General features: G+C 69.6%; 19 protein-coding genes, 1 tRNA gene and 1 pseudogene. 10 read left to right on the forward strand and 11 right to left on the reverse strand.

All coding sequences use genetic code 11. From position 1 onward, the window contains the following. Positions 1–227: 227 nt before the first annotated feature. Positions 228–395, forward strand: a pseudogene (locus DLJ49_RS11140) (transposase); the annotation flags it as partial. Between the two features lie 18 nt (positions 396–413). After that, positions 414–764 (forward strand): penicillin acylase family protein, encoded by a 351-nt coding sequence (locus DLJ49_RS11145; protein WP_233488968.1) that lies wholly within the window; start codon positions 414–416, stop codon positions 762–764. Between the two features lie 99 nt (positions 765–863). Here DLJ49_RS11145 and DLJ49_RS22870 read toward each other — a convergent pair whose 3' ends face one another. The 9 genes from DLJ49_RS22870 to DLJ49_RS11190 form a co-directional block, all read right to left on the reverse strand. Beyond that, positions 864–1,136 (reverse strand): IS66 family transposase, encoded by a 273-nt coding sequence (locus tag DLJ49_RS22870; protein ID WP_199533354.1) that lies wholly within the window; start codon positions 1,134–1,136, stop codon positions 864–866. A 68-nt stretch (positions 1,137–1,204) separates the two neighbouring features. Then, a complete protein-coding gene (locus tag DLJ49_RS11155) occupies positions 1,205–2,269 on the reverse strand; it encodes a DUF6538 domain-containing protein (RefSeq protein ID WP_147277300.1) in 1,065 nt (354 codons plus the stop codon). Beyond that, positions 2,269–2,343: transfer RNA gene (locus DLJ49_RS11160), tRNA-Gln, on the reverse strand. Before DLJ49_RS11160 ends, DLJ49_RS11155 begins: the two co-directional genes overlap by 1 nt. A 67-nt stretch (positions 2,344–2,410) precedes the next feature. Then, positions 2,411–3,244, reverse strand: a complete 834-nt coding sequence (kdsA, locus tag DLJ49_RS11165) for a 3-deoxy-8-phosphooctulonate synthase (protein ID WP_115393634.1) — start codon at positions 3,242–3,244, stop codon at positions 2,411–2,413. Between the two features lie 63 nt (positions 3,245–3,307). Then, on the reverse strand, positions 3,308–4,948 hold the full coding sequence (locus tag DLJ49_RS11170) for a KpsE/RkpR family capsule polysaccharide export protein (protein WP_115393635.1): 1,641 nt from the start codon (positions 4,946–4,948) through the stop codon (positions 3,308–3,310). After that, positions 4,926–5,585, reverse strand: coding sequence for an ABC transporter ATP-binding protein (locus tag DLJ49_RS11175; protein WP_115393636.1), 660 nt, complete (start codon positions 5,583–5,585; stop codon positions 4,926–4,928). The genes DLJ49_RS11170 and DLJ49_RS11175 overlap by 23 nt, the downstream gene beginning before the upstream one ends. 613 nt (positions 5,586–6,198) lie before the next feature. Continuing rightward, positions 6,199–7,284 (reverse strand): GGDEF domain-containing protein, encoded by a 1,086-nt coding sequence (locus DLJ49_RS11180; protein ID WP_158547451.1) that lies wholly within the window; start codon positions 7,282–7,284, stop codon positions 6,199–6,201. Between the two features lie 195 nt (positions 7,285–7,479). Beyond that, a complete protein-coding gene (gene groL / locus DLJ49_RS11185) occupies positions 7,480–9,117 on the reverse strand; it encodes a chaperonin GroEL (protein WP_115393638.1) in 1,638 nt (545 codons plus the stop codon). Between the two features lie 90 nt (positions 9,118–9,207). Further along, entirely contained in the window at positions 9,208–9,519 is a 312-nt protein-coding gene (locus tag DLJ49_RS11190) for a co-chaperone GroES (RefSeq protein ID WP_115393639.1), read from the reverse strand. Between the two features lie 308 nt (positions 9,520–9,827). Between DLJ49_RS11190 and DLJ49_RS11195 the strand changes: the two genes are divergently transcribed. The 5 genes from DLJ49_RS11195 (at position 9,828) to DLJ49_RS11215 (ending at position 14,582) form a co-directional block, all read left to right on the forward strand. Further along, a complete protein-coding gene (locus DLJ49_RS11195) occupies positions 9,828–11,186 on the forward strand; it encodes a glycosyltransferase family 4 protein (RefSeq protein WP_115393640.1) in 1,359 nt (452 codons plus the stop codon). Positions 11,187–11,261: 75 nt separating this feature from the next. After that, positions 11,262–12,182, forward strand: coding sequence for a manganese-dependent inorganic pyrophosphatase (locus tag DLJ49_RS11200; protein ID WP_115393641.1), 921 nt, complete (start codon positions 11,262–11,264; stop codon positions 12,180–12,182). A gap of 101 nt (positions 12,183–12,283) precedes the next feature. Continuing rightward, positions 12,284–13,165: a TIGR01459 family HAD-type hydrolase gene (locus DLJ49_RS11205; protein ID WP_115393642.1), complete on the forward strand. Its 882-nt coding sequence runs from the start codon at positions 12,284–12,286 to the stop codon at positions 13,163–13,165. A gap of 138 nt (positions 13,166–13,303) precedes the next feature. Beyond that, a complete protein-coding gene (locus DLJ49_RS11210; RefSeq protein ID WP_115393643.1) occupies positions 13,304–13,930 on the forward strand; it encodes a hypothetical protein in 627 nt (208 codons plus the stop codon). A 208-nt stretch (positions 13,931–14,138) separates the two neighbouring features. After that, positions 14,139–14,582, forward strand: a complete 444-nt coding sequence (locus DLJ49_RS11215; protein WP_115393743.1) for a MaoC family dehydratase — start codon at positions 14,139–14,141, stop codon at positions 14,580–14,582. A gap of 225 nt (positions 14,583–14,807) precedes the next feature. Here DLJ49_RS11215 and DLJ49_RS11220 read toward each other — a convergent pair whose 3' ends face one another. Further along, positions 14,808–15,032: a hypothetical protein gene (locus DLJ49_RS11220; RefSeq protein WP_115393644.1), complete on the reverse strand. Its 225-nt coding sequence runs from the start codon at positions 15,030–15,032 to the stop codon at positions 14,808–14,810. A 4-nt stretch (positions 15,033–15,036) separates the two neighbouring features. After that, entirely contained in the window at positions 15,037–15,690 is a 654-nt protein-coding gene (locus DLJ49_RS11225; RefSeq protein WP_115393645.1) for an alpha/beta hydrolase, read from the reverse strand. A 347-nt stretch (positions 15,691–16,037) separates the two neighbouring features. Between DLJ49_RS11225 and DLJ49_RS11230 the strand changes: the two genes are divergently transcribed. The 3 genes from DLJ49_RS11230 to sufB all read left to right on the forward strand — a co-directional run bounded on the left by DLJ49_RS11230 (position 16,038) and on the right by sufB (position 19,308). Then, the gene (locus DLJ49_RS11230; RefSeq protein WP_115393646.1) at positions 16,038–16,508 is read left to right on the forward strand and encodes a Fe-S cluster assembly transcriptional regulator IscR; all 471 of its coding nucleotides are present in this window, start codon (positions 16,038–16,040) and stop codon (positions 16,506–16,508) included. Between the two features lie 109 nt (positions 16,509–16,617). Beyond that, positions 16,618–17,664: a cysteine desulfurase family protein gene (locus DLJ49_RS11235; RefSeq protein ID WP_199533355.1), complete on the forward strand. Its 1,047-nt coding sequence runs from the start codon at positions 16,618–16,620 to the stop codon at positions 17,662–17,664. A 66-nt stretch (positions 17,665–17,730) separates the two neighbouring features. After that, positions 17,731–19,308 carry a Fe-S cluster assembly protein SufB gene (gene sufB / locus DLJ49_RS11240; RefSeq protein WP_115393648.1) on the forward strand — a complete coding sequence of 526 codons (1,578 nt, stop codon included), beginning with the start codon at positions 17,731–17,733 and terminating at the stop codon, positions 19,306–19,308. Positions 19,309–19,315: the final 7 nt, after the last annotated feature.

Raw genomic sequence — 19,315 nt, forward strand, 5'->3', positions numbered from 1 at the left:
TACGGGCCCGCGGCAGGCAAGGCCGCATCACGAGGCCGGATACATGTCAGCACCCGACGATGCGCCAAAACCAGCTCCGCAAAATCCCTCTTGCGCATGGGGCGGTTATACATGTTGCGCAAAGGGCGTGAGGCCCGGAGCTCCCCTTTCCCTAGACGGACTTATCCCACGGGCTCTGTGACAGGTATGCCGAGCGCGGTGTAGCCGTTGAGCACTGTAAGCGGAGCCTGCCCACCGAAGGCGCCATCGCCCATGTGCTGGTCGGCAAGTATGCCGACCATCTCCCATTGCATCGCCAGAGCCAGATCTTCGCCCGGTCAGGGATCGACATCCATCGCAGTACCCTGGCCGACTGGGTCGGCGTCGCCGGGTTCCATCTGGGGCCTGTCGTCAACCGGCCGGCCCACATGGCGATGCACGACCATCCGGCGCTCGGCGCCCTGCCGATCATCGGGCGGATCGTCAACATCCGCCATCCCTCGCCCGGCGGCGACGATACGCTCCTGCGCGGCCTGACCCGCGGCGGCCCGGTGCGCCCGTTCGACAACGTCCACGCCTCGGGCTATCGCGGCCTCTACGACATGGCCGCGCCGGACTCCTCGCGTTTCCTTCTCGCCACGGGCCAGTCCGGCCACCCGCTCTCGCCGCACTACCGCGATCAGAACATGCTGTGGCGCGACGGCTGCTACCTTCCAATGCAGGTGGACGAGATCCGCCCTGACCACGGCGGGGTGCATGTCCTGACTCTCGCGCCGGCGCGCTGAGAGCGGTGCCCGGCCTCCGACGAACGAGCCGGGTTCGGAGCTGCCATGCGACCGTTCGGTAGCAAGGATGTCCTGCCGGGTAAGCGCGACGGGGCGGCCCTATGCGGCGAGGCTTGACGGCTGGGCGTAGCGCCAGGGCATGAGGTCCTCGATGCGGGACTTGGGGTGTCCGTCGAGGATGGCGCGGAGGGTGTCGGCGAGGTAGTCGACGGGGTTCACGCCGGCCAGCGCGTTGTAGGACTGGTAGGCATCGCATTGCAGGAACCGGCCGCGGTATCCGGCGAGGAACTTCAGCGGGTGCTGCTTCCCCCGGCCGGAGGCATAATGGAACAGCACGATCGGCGGGTCGGCGCCGCCATGGCCGTTCGCCATCGGTCTCGAACGCATGGCGACGCGATGGCTCACCGTCGGACACGACAGCCCAGAGGCACCAGCACGGACTAAAGGGTGCGCCGCCGTTCGATGTACGACATGCCCGGATCGCCGAAGACCTCCTCGACGAGGGCCGCGTCGTGCGCGTCCGCCTTCGCCCGATAGTCGGCCGCCGTGAGGTCCCGTCCCTCGGAGTTGAACCGGTTCTTCCCGTGCGCCCGGCCCCAGTGCTTGGGCAGCCACCAGATGAACTCGAGAAACCCGACGACCTCGTCGAAGGACAGGGAGGCGACCGGCACGTCGCCGAAGCGCTCCACCGCCAGCCGGCCCAACGTTCTAATCTTCTTGGCGACCTCCTTCGATGTGGATGCCGCGGCCTTCTCGGTCGCCGCGGACAGCGTCATGGGCGGCCTCAGCGCATCGCGGCGCGCCGGCAGCCCGAATTCCTGCAGAAGGTCGCGCCCTTCGCGCAGCGGGTCCTCGAAATCCCGCTCGGCGACCTCGGCGATGTCGAGCAGGCGGCGCATGGTCAGCAGGATCTGCCGCGCGACGCCGGGGTCGGCCAGCGCCTCCTCCGGCACCGCGCAGGTCTGCGCCGCGTCGCGGGCGACGGTGCGCGCCTCCGGCCAGTTCCGGGCCCGGAGGGCGCCGGTGACCGCTTCGCGGCGCGCGGCGATCTCCGCGAGCGCCGCGCCGCCCTCGTCGGGGGGCGCCTGTTCCTGCTGCTCGACGATCTGCGCGATCGTCGCCCGCACCATCTCCGCGAGCATGGTGCTGACCTGCGCCTCGGAGACCGAGCCGTCCGCGTGTGCCTGCATGAGCTGTCGTTCCCTTTCCGAAAGGGCGTCGCGCAGGATCACGGACCGGCGCAGCGCCTCTTCGGGAAGGTCGGTTCGCAGGGAGACGACCAGAAACACGGGTGCCCCAAGGTCACGCAGAGGTCGGGGCCAGCGGCGGCGGAAATAGAAGATGCGGTTTCTGCGGACGAGGTGGAGGCCCCACGTCCTGCTCGGTGTCCGCCGGCTCGACCGGCGATGTGACACAGTTTGTGATGCACGACCGCGTGCCGACGGGAGGATCGCCCCTTGATCAAGGGCTATCCCATTGGAAGAGATGACTTTTTTCTGCGTCATGGCTGGGGTGGTAGGATTCGAACCTACGGTACACGGTACCAAAAACCGCTGCCTTACCACTTGGCTACACCCCAGCAGTGGGGGGCGATTTACCGCCCGCGGGCTGGGTCTGCAAGGGGCGGGGGTGGAAAATTGCGCCGGTCAGACGCGGGCTGGATCGACCTTGGCGAGGCGATCGAAGGCGGCGAGGCCGGCGACGAGGGCGGGCATTTCGGAGAGCGGCACCATGTTGGGTCCGTCCGATGGCGCGGCGTCGGGCTCGGGATGTGTCTCGATGAAGACCGAGGCGATCCCGAGCGAGACGGCGGCGCGGGCGAGCACCGGCGCGAACTCGCGCTGCCCGCCGGACGCGCCCCCGAGGCCCCCGGGTTGCTGCACGGCATGGGTGGCGTCCATCACCACGGGCCAGGCCGTGCGGGCCATGATGGGCAGCGACCGCATGTCCGCCACGAGCGCGTTGTAGCCGAAGCTCACGCCCCGCTCCGTGAGCAGGATGCGCGCGTTGCCGGTGCTCGCCACCTTCTCGGCGACGTTGGCCATGTCCCACGGGGCGAGGAACTGGCCCTTCTTGACGTTCACCGCCGCGCCCGTCTCGCCTGCGGCGACAAGCAGGTCTGTCTGCCGGCAGAGAAAGGCGGGGATCTGCAGGATGTCAACGGCGTCGGCGGCGATCCGGCACTGATCGGGCGCATGCACGTCGGTCAGGACAGGGCAGCCGACGATCCTCCGCACGTCCGCCAGCATCTCGAGCCCCGGACCCATGCCGACGCCGCGGCGGCCCGACAGCGACGTGCGGTTGGCCTTGTCGTAGCTCGCCTTGAACACATAGCCGAGACCGGCCTCGGCACAGGCCGCCGCCATCGTCTGCGCGATCTCGACCGCCTGGTCGAGACCTTCGAGCTGGCACGGGCCGGCGATCACCACCAGCGGCCGGTCGTTGCCGAACACCACGTCGCCCACGGTCACATCGCGCATCGGAATTCTCCCGCGGTCGCAGCGTAGGCCGGCGTCGCGCCGAGGACCGGCGTCGCCCGACGATCAGGCCGAGACCTGCTCGCGCAGCACCGACGCCGTGAGCGAAAGCATCAGGTAGATGCCGGAGAAGATCAAGAAGGCGAGCAGCGTGTTCTCGAAGGCGCGGGGATAGGTCGGCTCGTCGGGCGCCACGGGCGAGACGCCCACCGCCATGTAGCGCACCTGCCGGTTCGCCTCGAGGCGGGCAGTCTCGAGCTGCTGGGCGGCCTGCTGGAGCAGCAATTGCCGCGTCGCCAGATCTGCCTCGGCGATGCGCAGCTCGCCCGACACGCGGGCGAGCGAGGCCTCGCCGCCGCCGCTCTCGGTCATCGAGGCACGCAACTCGCCGACCAGAGCCTGCAGCCGCTCGATCTCGCCCTCGACACCCGCGAGGCGCGCCTGATTGGGCCGCTCGTTGGCGAGAAGCTGGGCGCGCTCGAGCTCCTTCTGGCGGAGCTCGATCTCGAACTGGGTGATCTGCTGCATCAGAGAGCCCGTCTCGGAGGCGGGGTCGAGCACGCCGAGCCGCTCCTGCAGGTCGAGCACGCGGGCCTGCGCCTCGACCACGCGGGCCTCGGCCGCCGCGAACGCCTCCTCGGCGCCCGACATCTGGTCTTCGCGCAGACGCTGGGTGAGGTTGTCGACCTGCTCTTCCGCGTAGCCGATCAGTGCCGCCGAAAAGCGCTGGCTCGCCTCGGGCGCGGCGGCGATCACCTCCATCTTGAGGATGCCCTCGGTCGGGTCGAAGGCGACCTGCACGTTGCGTGCGTACAGGTCGTAGGCGTCCTCGTTGCTGGCGTCGGCATCGAGGCGCTGCAGCGGGTCGATCCAGTCCTGGCTGAAATGGTCGCGGAAGCCCTGGTCGCGGTCGAGGCGCAGCATGGCGTCGCGCGATTGCAGGTAGGATTGCACCGTCGTGCTGTCCTGCTGGACGGCGAGGCCGGTGCCCTGGAACAGCCCGCCGAGGCCCCCGCCCGCGGGACTGTCGGCCTGCTGGATGACGAATTCGGAATGGGTGGCGTACATCGGTGTCGCGACGACCGCGTAATACCAGCCGACGATCAGGGTCGGCAGCAGGACGAAGGCCGCGAGCCGCGCCGCGAGCAATTGCATGCGTCGGCGGCGCCGGCGGGCGATGTCGCGCTGGATCTGCCAGATCTCGCCCGCCCGCTCCTCGGGGAGCTTCACCCCCGGCATGGCCGGCTGGACGGCGGGGGCAGGGGCCCGGGCGACGGGGCTCGGCAGGCCGGCGGCACCGTCCTTTTCGCCGCCCTTGGGCCGCATGATCGAGAGCATGTTGGCACGGCTGAACGGGTCGATCCCCCGTGCGCGCAGAAGGCGCACCGCGTCGAAGTCGGAGGTGGGCGCGAGGCCATGCCGCTGGGCGACGCGGCGGGCCATGCGGAGCTGCCGCCCCGTCAGCCCCTCGCGGCGGATGCGGGCGATTTCGGTCTCGGATTCGACCTCCGCCGCCGAGGAGACCTCGCCATGCGCCCCCCCCGTCGCGGCCTGCGCCGTGCCCGGCCCGCCGGTGCCGGTGGCGCGCGCCTCTCCCGCGTCCACCTCCGCGAGCGCGGCGCGGCGCACCGCGACCGGGTCGACCCCCTCGACCAGTGGCGCGTCGGGGCGGAGGCGATACCTGTTAACCCTGGGCTTCGTAGTCATAAAGCGCCTTCGCCTCCTCGAGGGTGTCGAACTGGTGGATCCTGCCGCCCTTCATCACCGCGGCCGAGCGCGCGAACTTCTCCAGCGTCTGCGCCTGATGCGAGACGATGACCACCGTCGTGTCCTTCAGACGCTCGCGCAGAACTGCGCCCGCCTTGCGGTTGAATTCGACGTCGGTGGTGTGCGGCATCCCCTCGTCTATGAGATACACGTCGAAATCGAGCGCCAGCATCAGCGCGAAGCAGAAGCGCGAGCGCATGCCCTGGCTGTAGGTGCCGACCGGCATGTCGAAATACTCGTCGATGTCGGTGAGCCAGCGGGCGAACGCCTCTACGTAATCGGGATCGAGCCCGTAGAGGCGGGCGATGTAACGCGCGTTCTCGGTGCCCGAATGCCGGTGCACGACACCGCCCATGAAGCCAAGTGGAAACGACACGCGGCACGCGCGCCGGATCTCGCCCTCGTCCGGCTTTTCCAGCCCCGCGATCATGTTGATGAGCGTCGTCTTGCCAGTGCCGTTGGGCGCGAGGATGCCCAGCGAATTGCCGAGCTCGATCCGCAGGCTGGCCCGGTCGAGGATCACCTTGCGCTGCGCCCCGGTCCAGAACGACTTGCTGACGTTGTCGAGTTCGATCATCGGCGCTCCGCCCGCACCCCGGCTGGCCTTCCGGCGGCGATAGGGGGTCAGTTGGGCGATAATATGTCCGCCAAAGCGGTGAATGTTCAATCAACCGTGACAGGCAGCAGGCCGGGCCCCGCGGACGTGCCTTCACCGGGACCGGCCCCGCGAGCGACCGGGGTGAGATCCGCCCCATGCCTCCCGTTTCCACGGGCATGATCGGTGGCCTCGTGTCAAGGCGTGCGCCATGCAGCGGACCGGCCGGGCAAAGGCCGGGCAGGGGCCGGGCAGGGGCCGGGCAGGACCTGCCCCGATCTGCTGCACGGAGCACACGGGGCAGGCCCGCTCTGCAGGAACGTCTCCGCCCGGGGGAGGCTGTCATGCAGGGCAGCGCGCGGACGACGCATCACCCGGGGGGCGGCGGCACACCGTGCAACGGTATTCCCGGGGGCATGCGACGGAGATGCGTGTCGGGGCGCTCGGCGGAATGCCACCCCCCGTCCGACGAGACCCGGTTTGCGTGGGGCGCAGGCAGGCGGCAGGTCGCCCATGCCAGCCAGCGCAAGCCCCCTTCCGGAAAGGAGCTTGAACGTCGGCGCGCCCGCACGGTCATCTTCGGGGCGGGGTCCCCTCAGGCGGCGCCGCGCATCATCCTGTCGCGGCCGGCCGCGTCGCCCCCTTGTGGGGATGCCGCCGGGGCGTCTTCGCGCGCGGTGTCCGGCGCCTCGCCGATGCCGCGGGTCTGGCCGGGTCGCCACCGGGGCGCCGCTTCGGGATCGGTCGAGCCGTCTTCGGTGGCGCGCTCGGCCGTGGACGGCCCGGCGCCGGGAAGTGTGACCCGCGCGGGCGTGACCCTGTCCCGGGCCGCGGCGACATGTGCGAACCGCACGCAGTTCCGCCCCTGCGACTTGGCCTCGTAGACCGCCGCGTCGGCGCGTTTGAGCACCTCGGAGAACGGCACGGCGACCGGCCATTGCGCCACACCGAACGAGGCGGTCTGAGGGCGGCCGGCGACGGCGATCCTGTCTTCCACGGCCATGCGCATGCGTTCGGCCACCTGAAGGGCCGGCTCTCGGCCTATGCCGGAGAGATACACGACAAACTCTTCGCCACCGAAGCGCGCGGCGAGGTCGGGGCGGCGCATGTGCTCGCAGAGCAGGGAGGCGGCCTCGCGCAGCACGCGGTCGCCCTCGTCGTGTCCGTGCGTGTCGTTCACCGCCTTGAAGTGGTCGAGGTCGAGCATCAGCAGGGCGCCGCGCTCGCGCATCCCGCGACGGGCGGCGAGGGCCCGCTCGAAACCGCGGCGGTTGAGCAGCCCGGTCAGCGGATCGCGATCGGCCTGCCGCTCCGCGGCGTCGATCCGCCGCTCGGTCGTCCGGATGAGGGTGGCCGCGCGGGCCATCAGGCGGCCGACCTCGTCTCCGTGCGTCTCTGGCAGGCTGAGGCGCGGCGCCTCGCCCCGCTCGAAGGCGGCGAGCGTCGCCTCGAGCCGGGCCACCGGCCGGAGGATGGCCGCCAGGCCGAGCGCCGTCCCGAACAGGCCGACCCCGAAGGCGGCTGCGACCGCGGGCGTGGCGAGCGGCGCCGACAGCAGGCCGGCCCCGTAGAGCGCGACCACGGCCAGCATCGGCCCCTGACCGAGCAGCACGACCACGGCCAGCACCTTGGCAAGAAAGGAGCGTGGCAGAGCCCTGTCGAGAAGGGAGTAGAGGATCATCGGGCAGGCCGGGCAAGATCTCATGAAGAGGTGAGCACTTTATCGCCGCAGGGTGCGCTCAAACCGCTAACGATCCCTTAACGCGACAGGGCATCGTGGGGACATGCTTGCCGCGCTGCCGCCGCGGCGACCGTGCCGCGAAACGAGAAAGGGGCCCCGAGGGGCCCCTTTCCAACGGCTCCGAACCGAGCCGTCTTACATCATGCCGCCCATGTCGGGCATGCCGGCACCCGCGCCGCCCGCGCCCTTCTCCTCGGGCTTGTCGGCGATCATCGCCTCGGTGGTGATCAGCAGCGAGGCCACCGACGCGGCATCCTCGAGCGCGGTGCGCACCACCTTGGCGGGGTCGATCACGCCGTACTTGAACATGTCGCCGTACTCTTCGGTCTGCGCGTTGAAGCCGAAGGCCGCGTCGTTCGATTCGCGAATCTTGCCGGCCACGACCGAGCCGTCGACGCCCGCGTTCTCGGCGATCTGCCGCAGCGGGGCCTCCAGCGCCTTGCGGACGATGGCGATGCCGGCGTCCTGGTCGGAGTTCGCGCCGCTCAGCCCGTCGAGCGACTTGACGGCCTGCACGAGGGCCACGCCGCCGCCGACCACGACGCCTTCCTGCACCGCGGCACGGGTGGCGTTCAGCGCGTCGTCGACACGGTCCTTGCGCTCCTTCACCTCGACCTCGGTCATGCCGCCCACGCGGATGACGGCGACGCCGCCCGCGAGCTTGGCGACACGCTCCTGCAGCTTCTCGCGGTCGTAGTCCGAGGTGGTCTCCTCGATCTGCTGGCGGATCTGGTTGACGCGGGCCTCGATCTCGGCCTTCTCGCCGTGGCCGTCGACGATGGTGGTCTCGTCCTTGGTGATGTTCACCGTCTTGGCCGAGCCGAGCATGTCCATGGTGACGTTCTCGAGCTTCATGCCGAGATCTTCCGAGATCACCTGGCCGCCGGTCAGGATCGCGATGTCCTGCAGCATGGCCTTGCGGCGGTCGCCGAAGCCCGGCGCCTTGACGGCGGCGATCTTCAGGCCGCCGCGCAGCTTGTTGACGACGAGCGTGGCGAGCGCCTCGCCCTCGACGTCCTCGGCGATGATCAGCAGCGGCTTCTGGCTCTGGATCACCTGCTCGAGCAGGGGCACCATCGGCTGCAGCGACGAGAGCTTCTTCTCGTGCAGCAGGATCATGCAGTCGTCGAGCTCGGCGACCATCTTGTCGGCGTTGGTCACGAAGTAGGGCGACAGGTAGCCGCGATCGAACTGCATGCCCTCGACGACCTCGGTCTCGGTCTCGAGGCCCTTGTTCTCCTCGACGGTGATGACACCCTCGTTGCCGACCTTCTGCATCGCGTCGGCGATCTGGCGGCCGATCTCTTCCTCGCCGTTGGCCGAGATGGTGCCGACCTGGGCCACCTCGTCGGAGCCCGAGACGTCACGCGCCACCGACTTGATGTGCTCGACGCACTTGTCGACGGCCAGGTCGATGCCGCGCTTGAGATCCATCGGGTTCATGCCGGCGGCGACCGACTTCATGCCTTCCTTGATGATCGCCTGGGCGAGCACGGTGGCAGTGGTGGTGCCGTCGCCGGCCTCGTCGTTGGTGCGGGAGGCGACCTCCTTCACCATCTGGGCGCCCATGTTCTCGAACTTGTCCTCGAGCTCGACTTCCTTGGCGACCGTCACGCCGTCCTTGGTGATGCGGGGGGCGCCGAACGACTTCTCGATCACCACGTTGCGGCCCTTGGGGCCGAGGGTGACCTTCACGGCGTCGGCGAGAACGTTGACGCCCTTGAGCATCTTGTTCCGGGCGTCGGTCTCGAAGCGTACGTCTTTCGCAGCCATTGCTTGCTACTCCTGAGTGGGTTGGTTCGGAAAAGGGATCACGCCCGCCGGCGGCACCGGCGGTCTGGAGATGTCAGCGACAGGCGCCCTTCAGGCGGCCTTGGATTCCGCGGCGTCGGTGACGATGCCGAGGATGTCGCTCTCCTTCATGATCAGCAGTTCCTGACCGTCGATCGTGACTTCCGTGCCCGACCACTTGCCGAACAGGATGCGGTCGCCCTCCTTGACGTCGAGCGCGATGCGGTCGCCGTCCTCGTCGCGGGCGCCGGCGCCGACGGCGCGCACGATGCCTTCCTGCGGCTTTTCCTTGGCGCTGTCGGGGATGATCAGGCCGCCCTTGGTCTTCTCGTCGCTCTCGACGCGCTCGACGAGCACACGGTCATGAAGCGGGGTGAAAGCCATGTCTGAGTCTCCTTGGCTCAGGGTCTCGATCTGCCGGTGGCCCGTCACGGCGGCGCCGCCCGGCGGTTCATGCTCAGGTCCGGTGTCAGCCCGTTTCCGGGGCCTCGCGGTCCTTCCGGCGGGGTCCGGAGTGTTGGCACTCACACCGGGCGAGTGCTAACGACGGCGCAAATAGGAAAACCGCGACACCCTGTCAATGGCCTGATCGCCGACCCGAGGGGCGACCCGGCGGCTTCGTTCAGGGACCGCAGAGCCTGTGGCCAAGTGCGCCGACTGGCCTTATGCCCTTCACAAAACGAGGAGAGCTCATGCGCGACCGACCCCGCGTCCTTGTCATCGCCGAGGCTGCCAATCCCGAATGGGTGAGCGTGCCCCTCGTCGGCTGGTCGCTCGCCAATGCCCTTCGCGCTGTCGCCGACGTGCATGTTGTCACCCAGATTCGCAATCGCGACGCGCTGCTGCGGGCGGGCTGGAGCGAGACGCAGGACTTTACCGCTATCGACAGCGAGGCAGTCGCGCGCGGACTCTATCGTGCGGGTAAACTGCTCCGTGGCGGCACCGACGCCGGCTGGACCACCCAGCAGGCGCTCTCCTCGCTGGGCTATCCGTGGTTCGAGCGGTTGGTCTGGCGCAAGTTCGGCGTCGGCATCGAGCGCGGTGACTTCGACGTGGTGCACCGCGTCACGCCGCTCAGCCCGACAGCGAGGAGCCCAATCGCGCCCCTGGTGGCGCGGGCCGGCGTGCCCTTCGTGCTCGGCCCGCTCAACGGCGGCGTGCCGTGGCCCCGCGGCTTCGACGCCGAGCGGCGCCGCGAACGGGAGTGGCTGTCATACGTGCGCGGCGCCTACAGGGCGCTGCCGGGTCGCCGCGCCAGCCTGCGCGCGACGGCGGCGATCCTCGTGGGATCTCGTCACACCCTGTCGGAGCTGCCCGACGCCGTGCGCGACCGTGCGCTCTGGCTGCCCGAAAACGCGGTCGACCCCGCGCGCATTCCGCCGCCGGGGCCGCAGCGCGGGGGAGGCGTGCCCCTGCGCCTGTGCTTCATTGGCCGGCTGGTGCCCTACAAGGGGCCCGACATGGCCCTCGAAGCGGCGGCGCCTTTGCTGCGCGACGGTCGCGCGGTGCTCGACATCGTCGGAGACGGGCCGCTGCGCGCCGATCTGCAGGCCCGGACGGCAGCCCTGGGCGTCGGGAGCGCTGTCACGTTTCACGGTCAGGTCCCCCACCGTGACGCGCTGGGCGTGCTGTCGCGAGCGGAAGCCCTCGTCTTTCCCTCGATCCGCGAGTTCGGCGGCGGCGTCGTGCTCGAAGCGATGGCCCTCGGCGTTGTGCCGGTCGTGGTCGATTACGGTGGTCCGGGCGAGCTCGTCACGCCGGAGACCGGTTTCGCCCTGCCGCTGGCGGAGCGGCCCGCGCTCATAACCACCCTTCGTGCCACTCTCGAGCGCCTCGCCGCGGCGCCCGCGGCGCTCGCGCCCCTGTCCCGCGCCGCAAGCGTGTTGGTGCGCGACCGTTTCACCTGGCCCGCGAAGGCGCAGCAGGTGGCCTGCGTCTACGACTGGGTTCTCGGGCGCTGCCGGGAAAAGCCCGACTTCGCCGCTCCGACCGTAACGGCGCGGCCTCCTGCCGTGGCACCCGAGGCCGTGCAGGCGCAGCACCCCCCATGACATCCCTCCGGCCCGGGTCTATACGGGCGCCCGACCCAGGCCGCTCCCCGGCGGTTCGACCAGACGAGGCATGCAATGACCATCCAGGTTTTCGGCCACAAGGCCCCCGACACCGACGCCACCGGCAGCCCGATCATCTGGGCGTGGTATCTCTCCGAGGTCGCCGGCACCCCCGCCGAGGCGAGGCTGCTCGGCGAGCCCAACACCGAGGCCGCCTTCGTGCTCGACCGCTGGAACCTGCCAAGGCCGCAGATCATTGCCGATGTCGACGAGGGGGCGCCCGTGGTCATCGTCGATACCAACAATCCCGACGAGCTGCCCCCCTCGGTCAATCAGGCCGACATCCTCGAGATCATCGACCACCACAAGCTGACCGGGGGCCTGCAGACAAAGGGACCGATCAACGTCACGGTGCGCGCCGTGGCCTGTACCGCCACCATCCTGCACGACCTGATGGGCGCCGAGGCCGAGCGCATGCCCGAGAGCATCAAGGGCGCGATGCTCTCCTGCATCCTTTCCGACACGCTGGAATTCCGCTCGCCCACGACGACCGACGCCGACAAGGCGCTGGCCGAGAAGCTGGCCGCCGATCTCGGCGTGTCGATCCCCGACTACGCGGCCGAGATGTTCGCCGCCAAGTCCGACGTCTCGGCCTTTACCGATGCCGAGCTGATCCGGATGGACAGCAAGGTGGGCGATTTCGACGGCACAAAGCTGCGAATCTCGGTGCTCGAGACGACCGCGCCCGAGATCCCGCTCGGCCGAAAGGATTCCCTCATGCGCACGATGCAGGACGTCGCGGCCGAGGACGGGGTCGACCAGGTGATGCTCTTCATCGTCGACATCATCCGCGAGGAGGCGACGCTGCTCGTTCCCAACGAGCGGGTGAAGGCGATCGCCGAGGCGAGCTTCGGCCAAAGCGTCTCGGGCGACACGGTGGTGCTGCCCGGCGTGATGAGCCGCAAGAAGCAGATCATCCCCAACATCAAGGTCTGATCCGGCGGCCACCATGGCGCGCCGTGCGCCGTGACGCGCCATGCACGAAACAAGAGCGGCGACGAGCCGCTCTTTCCGCATCGTAACCGCCGGAGCCGCCCATGACCCGCGTGATCGAGAGCCTCGACGCCATCGCCGCCGATTACGACGCCGCCTTCGTCGATCTCTGGGGGTGCGTGCATGACGGCCTGCGCGCCTGGCCCGCCGCCGTCGCCGCGCTCGAGCGCTATCGCGCGGGCGGCGGCCATGTCGTGCTGGTCAGCAACGCCCCCCGGCCCCGCGCCGAGGTCGAACTGCAGATCGCGCGCCTCGGCGTGCCCGAGGGCGCGTGGGATGCCATCGCCACGTCCGGCGACGCGGCGCGGCTCGCACTCTACCACGGCGCGGTGGGCCGACGCGTGCACTTCATCGGCGAGGAGCGCGATCACAGCTTCTTCCACCCGCTGGCCATCGATTCCGACCCGATGGAGATCGAGATCGTGCCCCTGACCGAGGCCGAGGGCCTCGTCGTCACCGGGCCCGCCGACCCCCATGCCGACCCCGCCGCCCACGAGGGCGAGCTCCTCTACGCCAAGACGAAGGGGTGGAAGCTCCTCTGCGCCAACCCCGACATCGTCGTCGACCGGGGCGAGAGCCGCGAATGGTGCGCCGGCGCCATTGCCCGCCTCTACGACGAGATGGGTGGCGAGAGCCTCTACTTCGGCAAGCCGCACCCGCCGATCTACGACCTCGCCCGCCGGCGCCTGCACGACGCGACCGGGGCCGAGCCCGAGCGCATCCTGTGCATCGGCGACGGGCCCGACACCGACATCGCCGGTGCGCTGGGCGAGGGGCTCGACGCGCTCTTCGTGACCGGCGGCCTCGCCCGCGACGAAACCGCGACCGGCCCCGCCCCTGGCGGACAGCCCGACCCGGCGCAGGTGGAGCGGCTGCTCGCCGACCGCCAGCTTTCGGCCCCCTACGCGATCGGCTACCTGCGCTAGGCCCGCGACTGCGGCACGAGCGGACCGCTTCGCCCGCCGCGCCGGGCGCAACGCGCGTCCGGGGAACACCTCGGCGTCCTGCGGCTTGCTCCCCGACCGGAGCGCATCCCGCGCAGCCGGACGACCAGGGAGGCCACCATGCACCCGGCCACGTTCTTCGCGACGCTGCTCGCCTCGGTGCTGCCGCTCGCTGCCGCGGCGCAGACCGCCGACATCACCGCCGTCAGCGGCGACGTCACGCCGCTCAACGATCTCGGGCCGGAGATCTCCGGCACCGTCTCGCTCGCGCCGCAGGGCGACGATCTCGTCATCACCCTCAACGTCGAGGGGGCGGCGCCGGGGATGCACCTCGCCCATGTCCACGGTTTCGCCACGCAGGAACCGGACGACGCGACCTGCCCCGACATGTCGGCCGACGCCAACGGCGATGGCGTGGTCGATCTGATCGAGACCCGCGACACGTCGGGCGTGACGATGATCCCCTTCACCGACGCCCCCGTGAGCCTTCGGATCGACGCCGACACCTATCCCGAGGCCGGCCGGGACGGGCGCCTGAGCTATGCGCAGACCGTGCCGATCGCCCAGCTGCGCAACATGGTCGAGGCAAGGTTCGGCACGCCGCTCGCGCTGGACCGGCGCGTCGTCTTCATCCACGGCGTGCCCGACGGCGCCGAACTCCCCGACAGCGTGCAGTCGCTCGAAGGCGTGCCGGCCCGCGTGACTGTCCCGGTCGCGTGCGCCGAACTGGTTGCGGCCGAGAGCTAGCCGGCTCCGGGCCATACCCGGTTGCGCCCCGGTCGCCTTCCGGCTGCGAGACCGGCGCAGACGACCGCGGCCCGAGGTCGGCGCTGACGCGGGTGCGCCGCAACAAAATTACGAAACGCGGCTCTATTCGACACGATCCTTGCTTTTCCGCATTGCGGCATGGCCGTCGATCGTCTAGAAGGCGGCCATGAAAGCCGAGGACGTGACCATGCTCGACAATTTTCCCCGCGGCACCATCGTCATCGAAGAGCTCGAGATCGGCATGACCCGCCACCTCCAGAAGGTGGTGACCGACGCCGATATCGAGATGTTCGCGCAGGTCTCGAGCGACCGGAACCCGGTCCACCTCGACGACGCCTATGCGCAGGACACGATCTTCGAGGGCCGGATCGCCCACGGCATGCTCACGGCTGGCCTGATCTCGGCCGTGATCGGCGAGCAGCTTCCGGGTCACGGCACGGTCTATCTCGGCCAGTCGCTGAAGTTCCTCGCGCCCGTCCGCCCCGGCGATCTCGTGCGCGCCGAGGTCGAGGTGATGGAGATCGACCACGCGAAGCGCCGGGTGAGGCTCGACACCCGCTGCCTCGTCGCCGGCAAGCCCGTGCTCAAGGGCGAGGCCACGGTGCTCGCCCCCTCCGGCAAGTTCGACTGAGGCACGTCGCGCGGGTGCCGGGTCGCGCGCGCCCGGCGATGTCTTTATCGCGCGGGCCGTCTCCCCCGAACGGGCGGCCGTGCCGCGTGGGGCCGCGGCCGGCCACGACGATGGATCGGGCTGCCTCGGCCGATGATCGGGGCCGCCCGGTGCCGGCAGGCTCCGCCTGTCCCCCGTGTTGTGGATTTGTGCACAGGCGGGCCGACCCGCGCCGCGGCCCTCCGGCTACCCGCCGTCGTCGACCACGCCCACGCGCTGGTCGATGAACTCCATCACCCGGGCCTCGGCGCGCAGGTAGCGGATGCAGGTATTGTAGGCTTCCTGCAGCGTCGGCGAGGACTGCCCGATCATCCTGGAGACGTCATCGACCAGATCGGGGTCGCCCGACGCCTGGGCGCGCTCGAAGGTGGCCACGGCCATGCGTTCGGCAACTGTGTCGAGAAAGGCCATGACGTTACCGCGTCGTCTCGGTGAGTCGCTTGCGCACGTAGTCCTCGACCGTCTCCAGCATCGTGCCCATGTGCGGCTCCTTGAAGAAATGGTCGGCGCCGGCGACCTCCTCGTGGGTGATCGTGATGCCCTTCTGCTCGTGGAGCTTGGAGACCAGCGCGTGCGTGTCCTTCGGCGGCGCGACCCGGTCGGCCCCGCCATTGATGATGAGGCCCGACGAGGGGCAGGGGGCGAGGAACGAGAAGTCGTACATGTTGGCGGGCGGCGAGACCGAGACGAAGCCCGTGATCTCGGGGCGCCGCATCAGCAGCTGCATGCCGATCCACGCCCCGAAGGAAAAGCCCGCGACCCAACAGTGCTTGGCGTTCTGGTTGAGCGATTGCAGGTAGTCGAGGGCCGAGGCGGCATCCGACAGCTCGCCCACGCCCTGGTCGTACTCGCCCTGGCTGCGGCCCACCCCGCGGAAATTGAAGCGCAGGACGGTGAAGCCCATGTCGTGAAAGCAGTAGTGGAGGTTGTAGACCACCTTGTTGTTCATCGTCCCCCCGAATTGCGGATGCGGGTGGAGAATGATGGCGATCGGCGCATCGGGCGCCTTCTGCGGGTGGTAGCGGCCCTCGAGCCGCCCCTCCGGACCGGGAAAGATCACCTCGGGCATCGTGCGTCCTGTCTTGCGCCGCCGCGGCGGACCTTGTCGTTGACGCGGTGGGCCGGGCGTTCTAGAACTGTTCTAAGTTGCCCCGCGGCGGTTCTGCGGAGCCCATGCGACCTAGGCGTCCGTCTGTCCCGCGTCAATGCTGAGCGGGGCGGCGCAGGCGCGATGTGGTCGGGTCGCGGCGCGCGCGAGCGTTCCCGACAGGTGTCAAGCGGTTCGGTCGATGGCGGGCCGGTCGATGGCGCGCGGGGTGATGGCGCGCGGGTCGATGGCGGCTGTATGACGATGGCGCGTCGATGGCGGGCCGGCCGCGGGCGACGCGGCGGAAGAGATGGCGAAGGGAGAAGCGGGTGAAGCTCAGCACCAAGGGGCGCTACGCGATGGTGGCGCTGGCCGATCTCGCGCTCGCGCCGTCCGAGGACGGGCAGCCGGGCCTCGTGACGCTGGCCGAGGTCAGCAAGCGGCAGAACATTTCTCTGCCGTATCTCGAGCAGCTCTTCGTGCGTCTGCGCCGCGCCGGCCTCGTCGAGAGCGTGCGCGGGCCCGGCGGCGGCTATCGTCTCGCCCGCCCGGCGAGCGAGATCCGGGTGAGCGAAGTCTTCGAGGCGGTCGACGAGACCGTGAGTGCGCTGCATACGGGGGCGGGCGCCAAGGGCGGGCTGTCGGGCTCACGGGCGCAGTCGCTGACCAACCGCCTGTGGGAGGGACTGTCGGCGCATGTCTACGTCTTTCTCCACCAGGCGCGTCTGTCCGACGTGGTGGGCAATTCACTCGCACCGTGCCCGGCGGTGCCGACGATCCTCGAGATGGTCGACGACTGAGCGCCCCTCGCGCCGCCGCGCCCATTGCGGGTTGCGGGAGCCTCCGGCGGGGATATTTGGAGCAAGAAGAAGACAGGGGCGGCGCGCACTGCCCCGCGGGAGGGGCAACTTGGCCGAAAGGGTCTACCTCGACTGGAACGCGACAGCGCCGCTTCGGCCCGAGGCGCGGGTTGCCATGGCCGAGGCGATGGACGTGGTCGGCAATCCCTCGTCGGTCCATGCCGAGGGGCGGGCGGCGCGGGCCCTCGTCGAGCGGGCGCGCGCGCAGGTGGCCGCGGCGCTGGGCGCGCTGTCGGCCGACATCGTGTTCACCTCCGGCGCGACCGAGGCGGCGGCGCTGGCGCTCGCCGGTCGGGGGCTGGCCGGGTCGGGCGTGGAGCACGACGCGGTCAAGGCATGGGCCGAGCCGAGCTTGGCGGTCGACGGGCAGGGGCGGGTGGCCGTGGCCGAACCCGGGCGGGCGACCCTGCAGCTCGCGAATTCCGAGACGGGCGTGGTGCAGGAGCTGCCCGAGGGCCTGGCGGTGTCGGACCTGACGCAGGGGTTCGGCAAGGTTCCCTTCGCGTTCGACTGGTCGGGGGTTGAGGCCGGTTTCGTCTCGGCCCACAAGATCGGGGGCCCCAAGGGCGTGGGTGCGCTGGTGCTGAAGCGAGGCACCGACCTGCCGGCGCAGATCCGCGGCGGCGGGCAGGAGATGGGGCGACGCTCGGGCACCGAGAACATCGTGGGTATCGCTGGCTTCGGCGCGGCGGCCGAGGCGGCGGCGCGCGACCTCGCGGCGGGCGTCTGGGACCGGGTGGCCGAACTTAGAAATATTCTAGAAATAAGTCTGGATGTCTGCGAAAAGGAGATTATTTTGGTCGGGGACTCGGCGCCGCGTCTGCCGAACACCACCTGTCTCGCCGTGCCCGGCTGGAAAGGCGAGACGCAGGTGATGCAGATGGATCTCGCGGGATTTGCCATCTCGGCGGGGTCGGCGTGTTCCTCGGGCAAGGCGCGCTCGTCGGGCGTGCTCGAGGCGATGGGATACGCCCCCGACGTGGCGCGGGGCGCGATCCGGGTCTCGCTCGGGCCCGGGGTGACGGAGGACGAGGTGCGGCGCTTCGCCGGAACGTGGCGGGCGCGGCTGGAGAAGTTCAGGGCGCGCGCAGCCTGAGGCGCGGCCCGTCAGGACGAGGGCGGCCCCGCCGGGCCGCGAGGGACGAGACAAGGGAGACGCGCGATGACGGCACTTGACAACAGGACGGCCCCCGAAGCCGGGGCGGAAGAGACCGTCGGCGGCCTCAAGGTGCGCGAAGAGGTCGACCGCGAGACGGTCGAGACCGTGGCCTCGATGGGCAAGTACAAGTACGGCTGGGAGACGGACATCGAGATGGAGTTCGCCCCCAAGGGGCTGAACGAGGACATCGTCCGCCTGATCTCGGAGCGCAACGAGGAGCCCGAGTGGATGACCGAGTGGCGCCTCGCCGCCTATCGCCGCTGGCTGGAGATGGTCGAGCCCGACTGGGCGATGCTGAACATCACGCCGATCGACTACCAGGAGCAGTATTACTACGCCAAGCCGGCGTCGATGAAGGAAAAGCCCAAGTCGCTCGACGATGTCGACCCCAAGCTCCTCGAGACCTACGCGAAGCTCGGCATCCCGCTGAAGGAGCAGATGATCCTCGCCGGCGTCGAGGGCGCCGAAGGCGCGTCGCCGGCCGAGGGGCGCGAGGGCGAGCGCAAGGTGGCGGTGGATGCCGTGTTCGATTCGGTATCGGTCGGCACGACGTTCCAGAAGGAGCTCGCCGAGGCGGGGGTCATCTTCTGCTCGATCTCCGAGGCGATCCGCGAGCACCCCGAGCTGGTGAAGAAATACCTCGGCAGCGTCGTGCCGCAGGGTGACAACTACTTCGCCGCGCTCAACTCCGCCGTCTTCTCGGACGGTTCGTTCGTCTACGTGCCGCCCGGCGTGCGCTGCCCGATGGAGCTGAGCACCTACTTCCGCATCAACGCCGAAAACACCGGCCAGTTCGAGCGGACGCTCATCATCTGCGACAAGGAGGCCTACGTCTCCTACCTCGAGGGCTGCACCGCGCCCCAGCGCGACGAGAGCCAGTTGCACGCGGCCGTCGTCGAGATCGTCGCGCTCGAGGATGCCGAGGTGAAGTATTCCACCGTGCAGAACTGGTTCCCCGGCGACGAGGACGGCAAGGGTGGCATCTACAACTTCGTCACCAAGCGCGCCGATTGCCGCGGCGACCGGTCCAAGGTGATGTGGACGCAGGTCGAGACGGGCTCGGCCATCACCTGGAAATACCCCTCCTGCATCCTGCGGGGCGACGACAGCCAGGGCGAGTTCTACTCGATCGCCATCACCAACAACCACCAGCAGGCCGATACCGGCACCAAGATGGTGCACCTCGGCAAGAACACGAAGAGCCGGATCGTCTCGAAGGGGATCAGCGCTGGGCTGGCGCAGAACACCTATCGCGGCCTTGTCTCGATGCACCCCAAGGCCACGCACGGGCGCAACTATACCCAGTGCGACAGCCTGCTCATCGGTGACAAGTGCGGGGCGCACACCGTCCCCTACATCGAGGTGAAGAACAACTCGTCCCGGGTGGAGCACGAGGCGACGACCTCGAAGGTCGACGACGACCAGATGTTCTACTGCCGTCAGCGGGGTATGGACGAGGAAGAGGCCGTGGCGCTGATCGTCAACGGGTTCGCCCGAGAGGTGCTGCAGGCCCTGCCCATGGAGTTCGCCATGGAGGCGCAGCAACTCGTCGCCATCAGCCTCGAAGGCTCGGTCGGCTGAGTCGAAG

Source organism: Rhodovulum sp. 12E13, assembly GCF_003340565.1.
Lineage (GTDB): Bacteria > Pseudomonadota > Alphaproteobacteria > Rhodobacterales > Rhodobacteraceae > HLUCCA09.

Coding starts and splice junctions, on each gene's coding strand:
- DLJ49_RS11145 (WP_233488968.1), top strand. CDS start 414: ATGCACGACCATCCGGCGCTCGGCGCCCTGCCGATCATCGGGCGGATC.
- DLJ49_RS22870 (WP_199533354.1), bottom strand. CDS start 1,136: ATGGCGAACGGCCATGGCGGCGCCGACCCGCCGATCGTGCTGTTCCAT.
- DLJ49_RS11155 (WP_147277300.1), bottom strand. CDS start 2,269: ATGACGCAGAAAAAAGTCATCTCTTCCAATGGGATAGCCCTTGATCAA.
- kdsA (WP_115393634.1), bottom strand. CDS start 3,244: ATGCGCGATGTGACCGTGGGCGACGTGGTGTTCGGCAACGACCGGCCG.
- DLJ49_RS11170 (WP_115393635.1), bottom strand. CDS start 4,948: ATGACTACGAAGCCCAGGGTTAACAGGTATCGCCTCCGCCCCGACGCG.
- DLJ49_RS11175 (WP_115393636.1), bottom strand. CDS start 5,585: ATGATCGAACTCGACAACGTCAGCAAGTCGTTCTGGACCGGGGCGCAG.
- DLJ49_RS11180 (WP_158547451.1), bottom strand. CDS start 7,284: ATGATCCTCTACTCCCTTCTCGACAGGGCTCTGCCACGCTCCTTTCTT.
- groL (WP_115393638.1), bottom strand. CDS start 9,117: ATGGCTGCGAAAGACGTACGCTTCGAGACCGACGCCCGGAACAAGATG.
- DLJ49_RS11190 (WP_115393639.1), bottom strand. CDS start 9,519: ATGGCTTTCACCCCGCTTCATGACCGTGTGCTCGTCGAGCGCGTCGAG.
- DLJ49_RS11195 (WP_115393640.1), top strand. CDS start 9,828: ATGCGCGACCGACCCCGCGTCCTTGTCATCGCCGAGGCTGCCAATCCC.
- DLJ49_RS11200 (WP_115393641.1), top strand. CDS start 11,262: ATGACCATCCAGGTTTTCGGCCACAAGGCCCCCGACACCGACGCCACC.
- DLJ49_RS11205 (WP_115393642.1), top strand. CDS start 12,284: ATGACCCGCGTGATCGAGAGCCTCGACGCCATCGCCGCCGATTACGAC.
- DLJ49_RS11210 (WP_115393643.1), top strand. CDS start 13,304: ATGCACCCGGCCACGTTCTTCGCGACGCTGCTCGCCTCGGTGCTGCCG.
- DLJ49_RS11215 (WP_115393743.1), top strand. CDS start 14,139: ATGCTCGACAATTTTCCCCGCGGCACCATCGTCATCGAAGAGCTCGAG.
- DLJ49_RS11220 (WP_115393644.1), bottom strand. CDS start 15,032: ATGGCCTTTCTCGACACAGTTGCCGAACGCATGGCCGTGGCCACCTTC.
- DLJ49_RS11225 (WP_115393645.1), bottom strand. CDS start 15,690: ATGCCCGAGGTGATCTTTCCCGGTCCGGAGGGGCGGCTCGAGGGCCGC.
- sufB (WP_115393648.1), top strand. CDS start 17,731: ATGACGGCACTTGACAACAGGACGGCCCCCGAAGCCGGGGCGGAAGAG.